This is a genomic window from Bartonella mastomydis (assembly GCF_900185775.1).
Lineage (GTDB): Bacteria > Pseudomonadota > Alphaproteobacteria > Rhizobiales > Rhizobiaceae > Bartonella > Bartonella elizabethae.
Genome location: NZ_LT883137.1, coordinates 214,053 through 228,671 on the forward strand (window position 1 = coordinate 214,053; position 14,619 = coordinate 228,671).

The following is a 14,619-nucleotide window of genomic DNA, read 5'->3' on the forward strand; positions in this document are numbered from 1 at the left end:
CTCTACACAAATGACACACAGTTTTAAAACTGCTTTTCAAGTAATCCCTTTAATCCTGCATAAGGGCAAGAACTCCGGGAAGAACCTTCCCTTCCATCCATTCCAAAAAAGCCCCTCCTGCAGTTGAGAGATAAGTAAAATCATTGGCAACCCCCGCATGATTAAGGGCAAAAACCGTATCACCTCCTCCCGCAATTGAAACCAACTTGCCCGTCAAACTGCGTTCTGCGGCATGTCGTGCAACAGCAATTGTTCCTTTATCAAAGGGAGGCATCTCAAAAACACCAAGGGGTCCATTCCACACAAGGGTTGCAGCCTCATCTATGGCGCTCTTGATATGAACAATAGAGCGCGTCCCAATATCCAATATCATGCCATCTTCAGGAATATCACCAATATCATAGAGACGATGCGGCGCATTTTTTTCAAAGCGAAATCCAACGATAGCATCCACAGGGAGTAGAAGTTTACAGTGACATTCTTGCGCTTTTTTAATGATTTTTTTGACCGTTTCCATCAATTCGTGTTCACACAGTGACTTCCCCACATGAATACCTTGCGCAGCTAAAAAACTATTGGCCATTCCACCCCCAATAACTAAGGAGTCGACTTTTTCCACCAAATGATTGAGAACAAAAAGCTTACTGGAAACTTTTGCCCCTCCCACCAGTGCGACTACAGGATGCGTTGGATTTCCAAGCCCTTTTTCTAACGCCTGCAATTCCCCTTGCAGCGATCGCCCTGCATAAGAAGGCAACAAATGGGTTATTCCCTCCACTGAAGCATGAGCACGATGAGAAACCGAAAAAGCATCATTGACATAAAGATCCCCATTATGAGCCAAAGCTTCTGCAAAAGAACAATCATTCTTTTCCTCACCGGCATAAAAACGAACATTTTCGAGCAGGATAACACCTCCGTTTTGCAATGCCTCCACCGCGACCTGCACCACTGAGCCAATACAGTCAGGAACAAAAGCAACCGGCTGTTTTATGATCTTTTCCAGCACTGGCACAACAGGGCGGAGTGAAAATTCTGACTCGACCTTTCCTTTGGGGCGACCACAATGAGAAAGCAGAATAAGCTTAGCTCCCCGCTTTTGCAGCTCAACGAGTGTTTCTTTATGTCGTTGAAGACGCGTCTCATCACAAACTTTTCCCTGTGCCATAGGAACATTAAAATCCACGCGCACAAGGACACGTTTGCCCAAAACATCAACATCATCAAGCGTACGAAACCCCATCACTGCTTCCTCTTCACTTTCCATTCCATTGTTTCAAATAAAGATGCATCGAACAAACCTGCTTAATTTCATTTCCACTAAAACGCTTTTTACTTTTATACAAAAGAGTTTACCTCTTTCGTTTTCTGACGGTTTCTCAAAAGTTATCCCGTATCAGATGTTTCTCAAAGTTCACTCTTTCACGCAGCTTTTAAAAGCAGATATCGCCTCGTATCAAAAAACGCCATCAATCTTTCAACAGCATCTTCTCTCTAGCGCATAAAAACAATAACTTCTCTCGACTTTCCCAAAAGAATGCGTCTTAATTTGTACAAAAACGAGGCTTTTTCTTATAAAACTTTTTCCTATAAAAAGAGGACCCTAAGGTCCTTCTTATGGTGTCTATATTGTCTTGGCAAAAGCCACAGCCGTATCACTCATACGGTTAGAAAAGCCCCATTCATTGTCATACCAGACGAGAACACGACAAAGCTTACCATCAATCACTTTAGTTTGATCATTGTGAAAAATCGCTGAATGCGGATTATGATTAAAATCACAACTCACAAGCTTTTCTTCTGTCGTATCCAAAATTCCCTTGAGAGGACCTCGTGCAGCTGTCGCAATAGCCGTATTAATTTCTTCAATTGTTGTGGAACGCTTAGCATTAAATGTCAAATCAACCACAGAAACATTAGGGGTTGGAACACGAATGGACACTCCATCAAGCAATCCCTTTAGTTCTGGCAGGACCAATCCCACAGCTTTTGCCGCTCCTGTTGAGGTCGGAATCATCGAAAGAGCAGCCGCACGCGCACGATAAAGATCACGATGCATGGTATCCAACACAGGTTGATCTCCCGTATAAGAATGGATTGTTGTCATAAAGCCCTTTTCAATACCCACCGTGTTATGCAAAACTTGTGCAACAGGCGCCAAACAATTGGTTGTACAAGAAGCATTTGAAACAATGCGATGCTCACTGCTTAAAGACTGATGATTAACCCCATAGACGACCGTAAGATCTGCACCCTCTGAGGGAGCGGAAACCAGAACACGCTTTGCCCCCGCATCTAAATGCGCCTTTGCTTTATCACGCGCAGTAAAAATACCCGTACATTCCAACGCGATATCGATATCCAAATCTTTCCAAGGCAATTGTGCAGGATCACGCTCTGCGCAGACCTTTATTAAACCAGCCCCCACATCAATGGCATCACCCACCACCTTAACGTCCCTCGGAAAACGCCCATGAACTGAATCATAGCGCAATAAATGGGCATTTGTTTCCACCGATCCCAAATCATTAATTGCGACCACTTCAATATCTTTTCGTCCACTTTCCATAAGTGCTCGTAAAATATTGCGTCCAATACGACCAAACCCATTAATTGCAACACGAACTGTCATTTCACATGTTTCCTCATCTAATTTTTAAAAGCATAACATTTAAAACACAACAAATGGGCATTTTCCAATCCCAAACTATGAATTCACAAGACGTCAATATCTCGATCAATCAATCACTTATCCACAATAATGCACAACACTATCCACAACACTGTACAGAGTGTGATACCTTACAGACACCCCCACGCATGACAATACAAGCTGTCACTTTGTCTTTTCCTCTTCGATCTTTTCCAGCTCTCTTTCAACAGTCGCAACAACATTTTCAAAAGTAAGACCAAAATGTGTATAAAGGTCATCAATTGTTCCACTTGCCCCAAAGCTCTCCATACCAATAAACACACCATCACAGCCAATAAAACGGTCCCATCCTTGAGCAACAGCAGCTTCAATCGCGATTTTAATCGGCGCATCACCAATGAGAGCCCGTTGATAGGAGCAAGACTGTTGAGAAAAGAGTTCAAAACAAGGCACAGAAACCACACGGGTTGGGATGCCTTTTTCTTCTAAGGCTTCACGTGCTTTGACCGCAATCTGCAATTCTGAACCAGAAGCAAACAATGTCACTTTCGCCTCATCACTGGCTGTTAACAATTCATAAGCCCCAAGCGTACACAGATTTTCTTCTTCATACTCTTGACGCAACAGCGGTAGATTTTGTCGGCTCAAAGCTAGAGTTGAAGGTGTCCCGCGTGCTTTCAAAGCCAATTGCCAACACTCAACGGTTTCCATAGCATCAGCGGGGCGGAACACCAGATGATTAGGCATGGCGCGCAAGCAAGCCAAATGTTCCACGGGTTGATGGGTCGGACCATCTTCCCCAAGCCCAATAGAATCATGGGTCATGACATAAACCACCCGCAACCCCATAAGAGAAGACAAACGCATGGCAGGACGCATATAGTCAGAAAAGCATAAAAATGTTCCCCCATAAGGAATAAAACCTCCATGGAGAGCGAGCCCATTCATGATAGCGCCCATGGCATGTTCACGAATACCATAATGGAGATAGCGCCCTGAAAAATCATCTGCCGTAATACTTTTCATTTGGCTGCTTTTTGTATTATTAGATCCGGTCAAATCAGCAGAACCACCAATGGTCTCATGAACGACCTCATTGATCACTTCCAAAGCCATTTCCGAAGCTTTACGCGTCGCAACAACAGGAGACTCTTCAACAAGTTTCTGTTTATAAGCATCCACAGCGCCATCAAATCCCCCCACGAGATCACCACGCATCAACCTTTCAAATTCCAGCCGTTCTGAGACAGGAAGATCGGCCAATTTTTCTTCCCACTTTTGTCGCTTTTTAGCAGCATTAAGCCCTGCCAAGCGCCAATTATCGAGAATATCGGCTGGAATAACAAAAGGCTCTGCCTCCCACCCTAAGGCGATACGGGTCTCAGCAATTTCTCGCACACCTAAAGGGGATCCATGAACTTTATTGCTTCCCGCTTTATTAGGCGCTCCAAAGCCTATTGTTGTTTTACAGGCAATCAACGTTGGCTTATCACTCTTGCGTGCTGCTTCAATAGCTTGCGCAATGGCGGCTTGATCATGCCCATTCACTTTGAGTGTATTCCAACCGGATGCTTTAAAACGGGCGATTTGATCTGTACTATCCGCAAGGGAAATTTCTCCATCGATAGAAATATTATTATCGTCCCACAATACGATAAGCTTATTAAGTTTCAAATGCCCAGCCAAGGAAAGTGCTTCTTGCGAAATGCCTTCCATCAGGCATCCATCCCCCACCAATGCATAAGTGTAATGGTTGATAAGATCACCAAAACGAGCATTTTGCAACCGTTCTGCAAGAGCCATTCCCACGGCATTCGCCAACCCTTGTCCGAGAGGTCCAGTAGTTGTTTCAATTCCTGCTGCATGCCCATATTCTGGATGGCCTGCAAGCTTCGCCCCTAATTGGCGAAAACTTTTGAGATCCTCAAGTGAGATATCTTCATAACCAGAAAGATACAGCAAAGCATAAAGCAACATAGATCCATGTCCTGCTGATAAGACAAAACGATCACGATTAGGCCAACGAGGATTTTTGGGGTCATGAGCAAGGAATTGCGTATAAAGAACCGTTGCAATATCAGCGGCTCCCATTGGCAAGCCGGGATGACCAGAATTGGCTTTTTCAATCGCATCAATAGCAAGAAAACGGATAGCATTGGCCATCTGATTCTGTTGGTGGGTGTTTGTCATGAATGATCGACCATTTCGTTAATTACGTTATACTGTTGCTTTTTCCGTATTCTCTTAAAGTTCCTTAAGAAATACTTTTTTTAACCATAAGCGTGAGACTTTTTGTCATCACTTCCATAACATTAGTAACACATTCCCCTCACGCATCCTGTATACCCATGTCATTTATGCCAATACGCGCAAAAAATCCAGCTTTTAATTTATATCTCACCCCTGCTTTGCTTGCTAAAATATCCTACATACTTAAAAATAAAAGAGACACACTATGAGAATGTAAGTGATTCGTTTTTGCATAACGCATTGATAAAGGATACAATTACCCAAAGGACAAAAGCAATGAACCAAGAGACTACGGTTCTGCAAGATGCTCTAGAGCACCTAGAAAAAGCACTTAGAACCTTAGAGATCACCATAATAAACCGCAACGCCGTTATTGATAAAAATAACGAATGGGAAGAAGAAATTCAACGAATGAATGCTGACCGCAGCCATCTTGCCCAAGCGCTTGACAAAGCTGAAGCTCAAATTGAACGCTTAGAATCTGTTAACAAAGAAGTTTCCAAACGTCTGATTAAAGCAATGGAAACGATTCGTGTCGTCATTGATAGATAAAGGTTTGGATAAATAAAGGTTTGAATGTATGGAAACAGTTTCCGTTACCATTGATGGTAAGAATTATCGTATGGCTTGTAATAAAGGACAAGAAAGCCATCTTATTGCGCTTGCAGCACAATTGGATCAATATATTTCCCATTTAAAGAAAAATTTTGGAGAAATTGGCGACCATCGTTTATCGGTCATGGCGGGCATCATGATTATCGATGAAATGGAAGAAATAAAACGAGAAAATAAAAAATTACAAGAAAGCTACGATGCTCTTTTACGACTCCACAATGAAAAGGAGCGCGCCATGGGAAGAATTATGCGTGACACCACACACCGCATTGAAAAACTCACCAACCAATTGCTCAAAGATGATCAAAACAGCAAAAACATTCAAGAACAAGAACAGGAAGACTTTTAAACCCGCGTCATCACGGAAAAAGCAAGCCGATTTAACTTACTTTCCGCGCCTCAAAAGGCACAAAACTCTAAAAAATACACACACATAAATAGTTCGATTTTTTATATAAGAGGATTCCAATAACTGATCACGCATGGCTCTCATGGAATTGACTTAAAGTCTGATCAAAAAAAACTTAAATATTTCACTGACACATAAACACTTCATAGACCAAAGAAGCAGCCTTATACCACTGCGTTTCCAATGAAATATCTTGCACAACAAACGACCAAAACAAACGCCCCCCCCAAAACCACCCCCCCAAAACAACCCCATTGTAAAAAAATCATAATGCATAAAGCCAACTGCTTTTACATAAAAACGACACATAAACAGCCTATTTTTTAAAAGACATTCACCCATCACTTTATTTTCATGCCTGACCTTCATGATTTTTGAGGACACATAATTTTATTCAATTCTGCTTGCAAAAGTTTCATCCATTCACAAAAGCTTAAAGTGAGAAAAATTTTAAAGTTCTCATTTAAACAGCAAAAGAATGCATTTTCATGATCAATGAAGCTCTCGCTTATAAGAGATCAATAAAATGATCTGAAACATATCTAAAAAGATGATACAAAAGAATTCTTCTCACCATAGGCACACCATCTTCAAAACGAACGATAAAACTACAACATCACCGCATCCCAACCCCAAAACCTAATACCCAAACCCCATACGACCATACTATTTCCACAATGGAAGATCAAAACAATAATCGGTCTATTAGAACGCTCACGAGAAGCGCGCACCCATTGTTCCTAAAGCCTGTTTAAAGGCGCATGAAAAAAACACCATGCGTAAACGGATCAAATCCCCTTCGTTCCATCTTGAGAAACAGAAGCAATACGCAAAAGGTTTGTTGCGCTAGATGTTCCAAGGGGAACACCAGCTTATCACAAGGAAACGATCTCCCCCTTGGCAAAAACCCTCCTGAAAGGCAAAGGCTGCTGCACGATCAACCATATCCTCTAAATTCTTTGCATCTGCAATGACCACACAATGAAGCCCCCAAACGAGTACCAAACGTCGTGCTGTTTCCACAATGGAAGATCAAAACAATAATCGGTCTATTAGGACGCTCACGAGAAGCGCACTCTCGTTTGTTCTTAAAGCCCATTCAAAGGCGCATGAAAAAAACACATGCATAAACGGATCAAATCCCCTTCGTTCCATCTTGAGAAACAGAAGCAATACGCAAAAGGTTTGTTGCGCTAGGCGTTCCAAGGGGAACACCAGCTTATCACAAGGAAACGATCTCCCCCTTGGCAAAAACCCTCCTGAAAGGCAAAGGCTGCTGCACGATCAACCATATCCTCTAAATTCTTTGCATCTGCAGTGACCACACAATGAAGCCCCCAAACGAGTGCCAAACGTCGTGCTGTTTCTACAATGGGCGATAAAGCAATAATCGGTCTATTAGAACGCTCACGAGAAGCGCGCACTCGTTTGTTCTTAAAGCCCATTCAAAGGCGCGTAAAAAAACACCATGCGTAAACGGATCAAATCCCCTTCGTTCCATCTTGAGAAACAGAAGCAATACGCAAAAGGTTTGTTGCGCCAGGCGTTCCAAGGGGAACACCGGCTGTCACAAGGAAACGATCTCCCCCTTGGCAAAAACCTTCCTGAAAGGCAATGGTAGCTGCACGATCAACCATATCCTCTAAATTCTTTGCATCTGCAGTGACCACACAATGAAGCCCCCAAACGAGTGCCAAACGTCGTGCTGTTTCTACAATGGGCGATAAAGCAATAATCGGTCTATTAGGACGCTCACGAGAAGCGCGCACCCCCGTTGTTCCTGAAGCCGTATAGGCAACAATCGCGGAGAGTGAAAGTGTTTCAGCAATCTGACGCGCTGCAAGAGAAATCGCATCCGTCCCTGTCGTTTCCGGTGCAGGATGTTGTGCTCCAACCTGAGCAGCATAAGTATGATCTTGTTCAATTTGTCGCGCGATTTTATCCATCATAAGCACCGCTTCTTCTGGATAACGACCAGAAGCAGATTCAGCCGACAACATCACCGCATCTGTTCCAGCATAAACCGCTGTAGCCACATCAGATACTTCTGCCCGCGTTGGCACAGGAGATGTGATCATTGATTCGAGCATTTGTGTCGCCACCACCACCGGTTTTCCTGCTAAACGGCACGCTTTGATCAACTCCATCTGAAGTGCTGGAACCCTTTCCAGAGGCATTTCCACCCCGAGATCTCCGCGTGCAATCATAATACCATCAGAGACTTCAATAATCTTTTCTATATGCCCCACAGCTTGAGGCTTTTCGATTTTAGCCATCAAAGACACCTTGTTTTTTGTTAACCTGCGCACCGCTATAATATCTTCTGGACGCTGGATAAAAGAAAGAGCAACCCAATCAACAGGCAGCTGCAACAGCGCCTGAAGATCAGCCTTATCTTTTGAGGTCATCGAATCAAAAGGCAAAATTGTATCCGGAAAACTCACACCTTTTCGATCAGAAATACGGGTTCCAGCAACCACACGACACTGAACAAAATGATCATCACACACTTCAGCGCGCAGTTCCAACTTTCCATCATCAATTAACAAGCGATCCCCTGGTTTAAGTGCTGGAAAGACATCCTCATGAGGGAAAAAAACACGCTGTGTATCGCCAGCCACATCGCGATGATCTAATGTGAAGCTTTGCCCAACACGCAAATCTTCTTGACCTTTGTCAAAACAACCAATACGCAATTTTGGTCCCTGAAGATCTACTAAAATACCAATGGGTCGGCGAACCGTTTTTTCAACCTCCCGTATCGACTTGACCAAATCGCCCAGTGTGTCACGATCCGTATGACTCATATTAAGGCGAAAAACATCTGCCCCTGCCCTAAAAAGCTTCTCAATCATGACACGAGAAAAAGAAGAAGGACCAAGAGTCGCAATAATTTTTACTTTACGAGCCCGTTTCACGGTGGAGAATTTCCTGAAAGAGAAGAGGCCACTGAATTGTTGAACAAAGAATCATCTGTCAACTGTACCATCCAACTGGTTTGATTCCCAGTATCGATTTCCTTAAACTCAGCCTTTTGATATCCTCGAGGGAAACAATCATGAACCCCTTGAATGGTAAATTGGCTATCTTGCACACACATGGTGACAGAGCCTGCCCAGCTTCCTTTTTTTTGTGCTCCTTCTGCATAAAAATAATAAAACCGCGAAGCAAGAGGTCCTTCGATTAAAGTTTTACATTCTGTCACGGGAACCACCCACCAGCCTTCGCTCACCCACCCTGAAAACGTACGATATCCAAGAGCAACCCCGACAGACTGTTGGGTTGTATTACACACCCTAAAGTCAGCCTTTGCACAAACAACAAGGGGAAAGTAGAGCAAAATGCTCAAGAGAAAAACCTCTAATCTTTTCTGAAATGCCCAATATTGTTTCTTCAAAATCACAAAACTTCCTCTATAATGTCAATTCTCAAAACAAATCATACATCTTTTTTTCAATTGTTTTTTCAAAAGCCTTTCAAATCTAAAACATATATTTTTATATTTTTCTTTTTATAGCCCTTTTATCAATGCATATATCTTAAAAACTTTACAAAATATTTAAAGTCAATTTGTAAAAAAACTGTGGGACTTGATTGATTTTTTATTTTTCAAGCTTCTCCAACATAAATTGGTCATCGAAAAAATAACGTACAACATATAACTTGGAGAAAATACAATGAATGATACAGTAACCGATCAAACACACGCTATATCCGTCAACCAATTACGTTCTTTTATCGAACGGATTGAACGACTAGAAGAAGAAAAAAAAACCATTTCCGATGATATTAAAGACGTCTACACGGAACTTAAAGGCTCTGGTTTTGATAGCAAAGCTGTTCGAAGCATTATACGGTTGCGTAAAAAAGAAGAGCACGAACGAATGGAAGAAGAAGCGATCATTGAACTTTATAAAAATGCACTTGGGATGAATTAACAACATTGATAACATTGGAAATTTTTTAAGAAAATGAAAAATGAAAAAACGCGTGAATGCACAAAAATTCTGCCAACCATGAGCAGTTTATGAAAAATAACAAAAAATTTATGTAACCTGTGATGAGACGACTTCACAGGATGCGTAACATTGTAACAGCCCTCACATTTGAAAGAATTCATGCAAGGTGAAAGGATTCATGAAGGCGCATTTTTACGTCTTATTCTTCAATTATTTTTATCCACAAGAGCGTTTGTATCCATAGGGAGGGTATTTATTATCTATACGGATCTCCCTTGTAAGCCAACCCCACTCATACATGCCAGCAAAGCGCTTTTGAGTCCTTCAATCTAAAAACAGGTGTAAAATAGAGAAAATCTTGCGCTATTGAAGACTTTTATTCAAATTGCAAAACAATGAATAATGATGATCAATCAATTGATTATCTAGGATAAAAAAACATTTAAAGAGGTCAGAAGCTGAAATTCGCTAAACATAAGGTCTGAATTGTTTACAGAAGAGAGATTTAAGGATCTTCCTCTTATTAAGATCGTGAAAAATTCGGCATATTTAGACATCTGGTAAAAAGGCCCTAGCTTTATTAAAATCTTTTATTCAAATCTATTGACGGGCTCATAAAGATCATTGATTCGAGAGGTTAGAATATGATCTCTCCATTTTCCAGAAATCATCAAATAATCTTTGGCATAGCCTTCTTTTTCAAAATGAAGGCGCTTTAATAAAAGTTCGCTTTTTATGTTCTCAGGTCTATAATTTGCCATCACTCTATGCAGGTGATAGACTTGAAAGATATGGCGTATAAGAGCCGATAAACTCTCAAACATAAGACCTTTGCCTTGTTGTTTCTCATCAAGAGAAAAACCAAGATGACAGGCTTGAAAAACACCCCGAACCACATTTGTGAAGTTTACAACACCGATGATTGTGTTTTCATTTTTGAGTCGTACGGCATATCGATAGGCTTGCCCTTGTGCGCTTTCATCAGCAAATGCTTTGGCGCGTGCTTCCCAAGTGGTTCGGGTGTGGTAATCATCAGATCTCAACGGTTCAAAAGGGCGCAGATGATTCGCATTCCGCAAGTAATAAGCAGACAGTTCAGCGGCATCTTCTAAACCAATCAATGTGGAAATTGTTCGCTTTGTTTTAATTACCGTCATTTTCTCCTCCTAGGAAATGCTACAATAACACGTTGATTTGTCCTGACATATCATCATTTTTAAACTTAACCCGTAACATCGAATACCTTACGCTTTTCGCATCACAACGCTTCTCACATGAGAATCAATGAGGCTCATTTGCTTGTTCCTTCATAAACAGGATTGGTATGTTTAAGGTATAAGACAAAAACAAGAGAATGCTTTTTATCAATGCGCTCAAGCGCCACGGGTGATAGCAACATTGGGAACTGGCAAAATGTGTGAGGGTGCTGCCCTGCTTGCATACAGGTCATTTTGAAAAACGCACCACACCAATAATTTTTTCTTTATCAAGATCTCTTTATCAAGAATTGTGCAAAAAAGCCAAATATAAACAGTCAAGCTTACTTCAAAATCCCATTAACCAGCCCTATGACTTTGGACCGCTATCAAAAGTATGTTTCTACAATCGGCTCTTTATGAACTCATAAGGCACTGTGGTCATTCTTCAATATGTCCAAGCGCTTCTACAAAAAGCAATGAGACAATAGGAATATCTTAAAATGCTGAGAGATGATGAGAGATATTACTGTGAATAGGCTTCTATTTCTTCGCGTAAAATTTCAAGTTCTAGCCATTCTTCTTGCTTTTGTGTGCAAGACATTTTCTTTTTTTCCAATGCTGTTGATAAAAGCTCAAAACGTTCTTTATCACTGCGATAAAGAGTTGGGTCAGAGAGCTCTTGTTCAATTTTTTTTATTTCATTTTGCAAAACAGCGATTTCTTCAGGCAATTTTTCCAATGCATAAACCTGCTTATAGGACAATTTTCTTCGTGTTTTTTTCTCTCCCGCACTATTCAAGCTAGAATCTTTTGATGAAGCACTTTTTCCGCCCCCTCCTGCGCAAGATTTTGCAGATGCTTTACGGTGCGATAATTCTACTTCTTTGCGTTGTAAACGGAGAGCCTGTTTATTTTGCGCCATCATATCACTATAGCCGCCCGCATATAAAATCCAATGACCATCGCCCTCCGGTGCCAACATATGCGTTACAGTACGATCTAAAAAATCTCTGTCATGGCTAACCAACAACACCGTTCCCGCAAAATCAGCAATAAATTCTTGTAACAAATCCAAAGTTTCCATATCCAAATCATTGGTTGGTTCATCAAGAATTAAAAAGTTTGCCGGACGCGAAAGAAGGCGCGCAAGCATGAGACGTGCTCTTTCTCCTCCGGAAAATTCTTTAAGGGGGGTGCGCGCTTGTTCCGGCAAAAATAAAAAGTCTTTCATATAAGAAACCACATGCCGTTCTTGTCCATTGATCACGAGGGTATCGCCCCTTCCCCCCGTTAAATAGTGTGCCAAAGTTTCTTCTTCATTGAGAATACGTTGCTGATCAAGCAATGCCATAGAGAGGTTATAACCATGCCTCACCGTCCCGCTATCCACGGCTTCTTGCCCAATTAATGTGGAAAGGAGCGTTGTCTTTCCGATGCCATTAGGTCCTACCAAACCAATTCGATCCCCCCGCTGAATGCGTAAAGAGAAATCTTTCACGATAACGCGATCCCCATAGGATTTTGAAATTTTTTTTGCTTCGAGCACCAATTGACCAGAATCATGACTTTTGGCAGCGCTCAACAGTGCACTTCCAGGCTGCCCCTGATAGGTTTGATGACGCTGTCTTAAGTTTTTTAATTCGCTCAAGCGCCGTACATTACGCTTACGGCGTGCGCTCACACCATAACGCAACCATTGCTCTTCACGGACAATTTGACGCCCCAATTTATGCTGCTCGAGTGCTTCTTCTTCCAGCGCTTTATCGCGCCAACTCTCAAATTCTGAAAAACGCTTTTCCAGTCTTTTCGTTGTCCCACGATCAAGCCATACCGTTGAACGCGTAACATTTTCCAAAAATCGTCGATCATGGGAAATCACCACAATCGCTGAACGCAAAGAAGACAACACGCCTTCCAACCATTCAATGGTGGGTAAATCAAGATGATTGGTTGGTTCATCTAAGAACAAAATATCGGGTTTTGCTGCAATGGCCCGTAACAATGAAACACGCCTCTTTTCACCACCTGAAAGCGTTTCTAATTTTTCCGCGCCCGAAAACCCTAAATTTGTGCGAAGCATATTGATCCACTGAACATCAGATGTCTGATCCAATCCTGCTTCCATATAAGCGTTAATATCGGCAAAACCTGAACAATCCGGATTTTGAGCGACATAACGAAGTGTTACGCGAGGGTGGCGAAAAATTTCGCCACCATGAGGTTCTAATATTCCTGCGGCAATTTTTAACAGGGTCGATTTTCCACAACCATTACGGCCTACCAACGCAATACGCGCTCCCTGCTCAACCGATAAACAGGCTTGGTTGAGCAAAGGCGTTATCCCAAAGGTTAAGAAAATGCGGTCAAGCCGCAGCAATGGCACCGCCATTAACGAACGCGGCGCGGACAAGGTGCTTGATACATCACCCCTCTTGCATCACGATAGGTACATAATTGACGTACTGGGACTCTTTGCGCACAAGGTGCTTGGTAAACATGTCCTCTGCGAGAGCGATATGTGCACAATTGTGAAGCTTGTCTTTGTTGTCTTCTTTGATTTACAGCCTCACCCGTTACTGTTCCAGCCAAAGCACCAAATGCCGCACCAGTAAGCGCTGCTCCAGGCGTACTTCCAGCAATAGCTGTTCCAGCCAAGGCACCGATTGCTGCTCCCCCTACACCGTAACGCGCAACGCGTTCATCAGTTGTCGTACAAGCCACCGAACTGAAACCAATCGCAGAAACGACGGCTACTTTTAAAATTGATTTTAACATAGCAAAACCTTTCCTTCTCAAGATCAATACATAATATATCAGTTATGTCGGCACTTAATCACTCAGCCCCCCCCTGCCTTATTCAAAATATATTGGAAGAGCTTTACGGAATAGGCACAGACGCTAACAATATAGCTTTTCCAGAACCTAAATGGCAAGAAAAGGTTCCACAAATACGGTTAGAAAGTGTTAAAGAAGAGCCAAATGACACATTTTTATCACAAATTGGCCATTTTGCCCCTTCAAGCGTTAAGCCTTGTAAGTCAGAAAAACCAATAAGACTAAACAAACATCCTTCAGGCAAATCATATGACACAAGTTTTGGCTTTGGTACAACCGGCCAACCTTCTTCCACACCGCTTGTCAACAACACTGAAATGCCTTTCTCAGCCATCATCAATGCTTGCGTCATATGAGAAAGGCTATGATCACTTCGCTCCCCTCCCAAAGCCCCGCACAAAATCAGTTTTTTAGCCCCCTTTTGGAGCGCTCTTTCACAAGCCAAAGCACTATCTGTCATATCTTTATCAGAAGGAAAAACCTCACGCGGAACATAGCTATATTCATCGATCAAAGTCTGATCAGATGAATCAAAATCCCCCAACCATAACTCAGGCATCACATTAAGCGCTGCCGCATGACGCATCCCACCATCTGCAGCAATCACCCGACTGTTTTGAATTTGATTAAGCAAACGATCAGTGATAAAAAGATCTCCATTTAACAATATCGTAAATGTTGTCATGCCATATTTCGCCT

General features: G+C 42.2%; 12 protein-coding genes and 2 pseudogenes. 3 read left to right on the plus strand and 11 right to left on the minus strand.

The genetic code is table 11. The features are described 5' to 3' along the window. Positions 1 to 49 precede the first annotated feature (49 nt). From FJG96_RS01665 to tkt, 3 genes are all read right to left on the minus strand, one after another. Positions 50 to 1,243, minus strand: coding sequence for a phosphoglycerate kinase (locus FJG96_RS01665; protein ID WP_180338234.1), 1,194 nt, complete (start codon positions 1,241 to 1,243; stop codon positions 50 to 52). A 381-nt stretch (positions 1,244 to 1,624) separates the two neighbouring features. Then, on the minus strand, positions 1,625 to 2,632 hold the full coding sequence (gene gap / locus FJG96_RS01670) for a type I glyceraldehyde-3-phosphate dehydrogenase (RefSeq protein ID WP_139412467.1): 1,008 nt from the start codon (positions 2,630 to 2,632) through the stop codon (positions 1,625 to 1,627). A 204-nt stretch (positions 2,633 to 2,836) separates the two neighbouring features. Then, positions 2,837 to 4,843, minus strand: a complete 2,007-nt coding sequence (gene tkt / locus FJG96_RS01675) for a transketolase (RefSeq protein WP_139412468.1) — start codon at positions 4,841 to 4,843, stop codon at positions 2,837 to 2,839. A gap of 336 nt (positions 4,844 to 5,179) precedes the next feature. Here tkt and FJG96_RS01680 point away from each other — a divergent pair, with 336 nt between their 5' ends. Both FJG96_RS01680 and FJG96_RS01685 read left to right on the plus strand, forming a co-directional pair. Next, on the plus strand, positions 5,180 to 5,455 hold the full coding sequence (locus tag FJG96_RS01680) for a DUF4164 domain-containing protein (protein WP_005774573.1): 276 nt from the start codon (positions 5,180 to 5,182) through the stop codon (positions 5,453 to 5,455). Between the two features lie 28 nt (positions 5,456 to 5,483). Continuing rightward, the gene (locus FJG96_RS01685) at positions 5,484 to 5,867 is read left to right on the plus strand and encodes a cell division protein ZapA (RefSeq protein ID WP_005774572.1); all 384 of its coding nucleotides are present in this window, start codon (positions 5,484 to 5,486) and stop codon (positions 5,865 to 5,867) included. Positions 5,868 to 6,715: 848 nt separating this feature from the next. Here FJG96_RS01685 and FJG96_RS01690 read toward each other — a convergent pair. The 4 genes and pseudogenes from FJG96_RS01690 to FJG96_RS01705 form a co-directional block, all read right to left on the minus strand. Then, positions 6,716 to 6,999, minus strand: a pseudogene (locus tag FJG96_RS01690) (pyruvate kinase alpha/beta domain-containing protein); the annotation flags it as partial. A gap of 63 nt (positions 7,000 to 7,062) precedes the next feature. Beyond that, a pseudogene (locus FJG96_RS01695) lies at positions 7,063 to 7,351 on the minus strand (pyruvate kinase alpha/beta domain-containing protein); the annotation flags it as partial. Between the two features lie 57 nt (positions 7,352 to 7,408). Beyond that, a complete protein-coding gene (gene pyk, locus FJG96_RS01700) occupies positions 7,409 to 8,845 on the minus strand; it encodes a pyruvate kinase (RefSeq protein WP_139412469.1) in 1,437 nt (478 codons plus the stop codon). Then, on the minus strand, positions 8,842 to 9,330 hold the full coding sequence (locus FJG96_RS01705; RefSeq protein ID WP_139412470.1) for a DUF1036 domain-containing protein: 489 nt from the start codon (positions 9,328 to 9,330) through the stop codon (positions 8,842 to 8,844). Before FJG96_RS01705 ends, pyk begins: the two co-directional genes overlap by 4 nt. A 274-nt stretch (positions 9,331 to 9,604) precedes the next feature. Between FJG96_RS01705 and FJG96_RS01710 the strand changes: the two genes are divergently transcribed. Further along, positions 9,605 to 9,865 (plus strand): DUF2312 domain-containing protein, encoded by a 261-nt coding sequence (locus FJG96_RS01710; RefSeq protein WP_005774567.1) that lies wholly within the window; start codon positions 9,605 to 9,607, stop codon positions 9,863 to 9,865. 611 nt (positions 9,866 to 10,476) lie between these two features. Here FJG96_RS01710 and rimJ read toward each other — a convergent pair. From rimJ to FJG96_RS01730, 4 genes are all read right to left on the minus strand, one after another. Next, positions 10,477 to 11,043 carry a ribosomal protein S5-alanine N-acetyltransferase gene (gene rimJ, locus FJG96_RS01715; RefSeq protein WP_139412471.1) on the minus strand — a complete coding sequence of 189 codons (567 nt, stop codon included), beginning with the start codon at positions 11,041 to 11,043 and terminating at the stop codon, positions 10,477 to 10,479. Between the two features lie 565 nt (positions 11,044 to 11,608). Next, positions 11,609 to 13,474, minus strand: a complete 1,866-nt coding sequence (locus FJG96_RS01720) for an ABC-F family ATP-binding cassette domain-containing protein (protein WP_139412721.1) — start codon at positions 13,472 to 13,474, stop codon at positions 11,609 to 11,611. Next, positions 13,474 to 13,860 (minus strand): glycine zipper domain-containing protein, encoded by a 387-nt coding sequence (locus FJG96_RS01725; RefSeq protein WP_005774563.1) that lies wholly within the window; start codon positions 13,858 to 13,860, stop codon positions 13,474 to 13,476. The genes FJG96_RS01720 and FJG96_RS01725 overlap by 1 nt, the downstream gene beginning before the upstream one ends. 103 nt (positions 13,861 to 13,963) lie before the next feature. Then, positions 13,964 to 14,605, minus strand: a complete 642-nt coding sequence (locus tag FJG96_RS01730; protein WP_139412472.1) for a thiamine diphosphokinase — start codon at positions 14,603 to 14,605, stop codon at positions 13,964 to 13,966. Positions 14,606 to 14,619 lie beyond the last annotated feature (14 nt).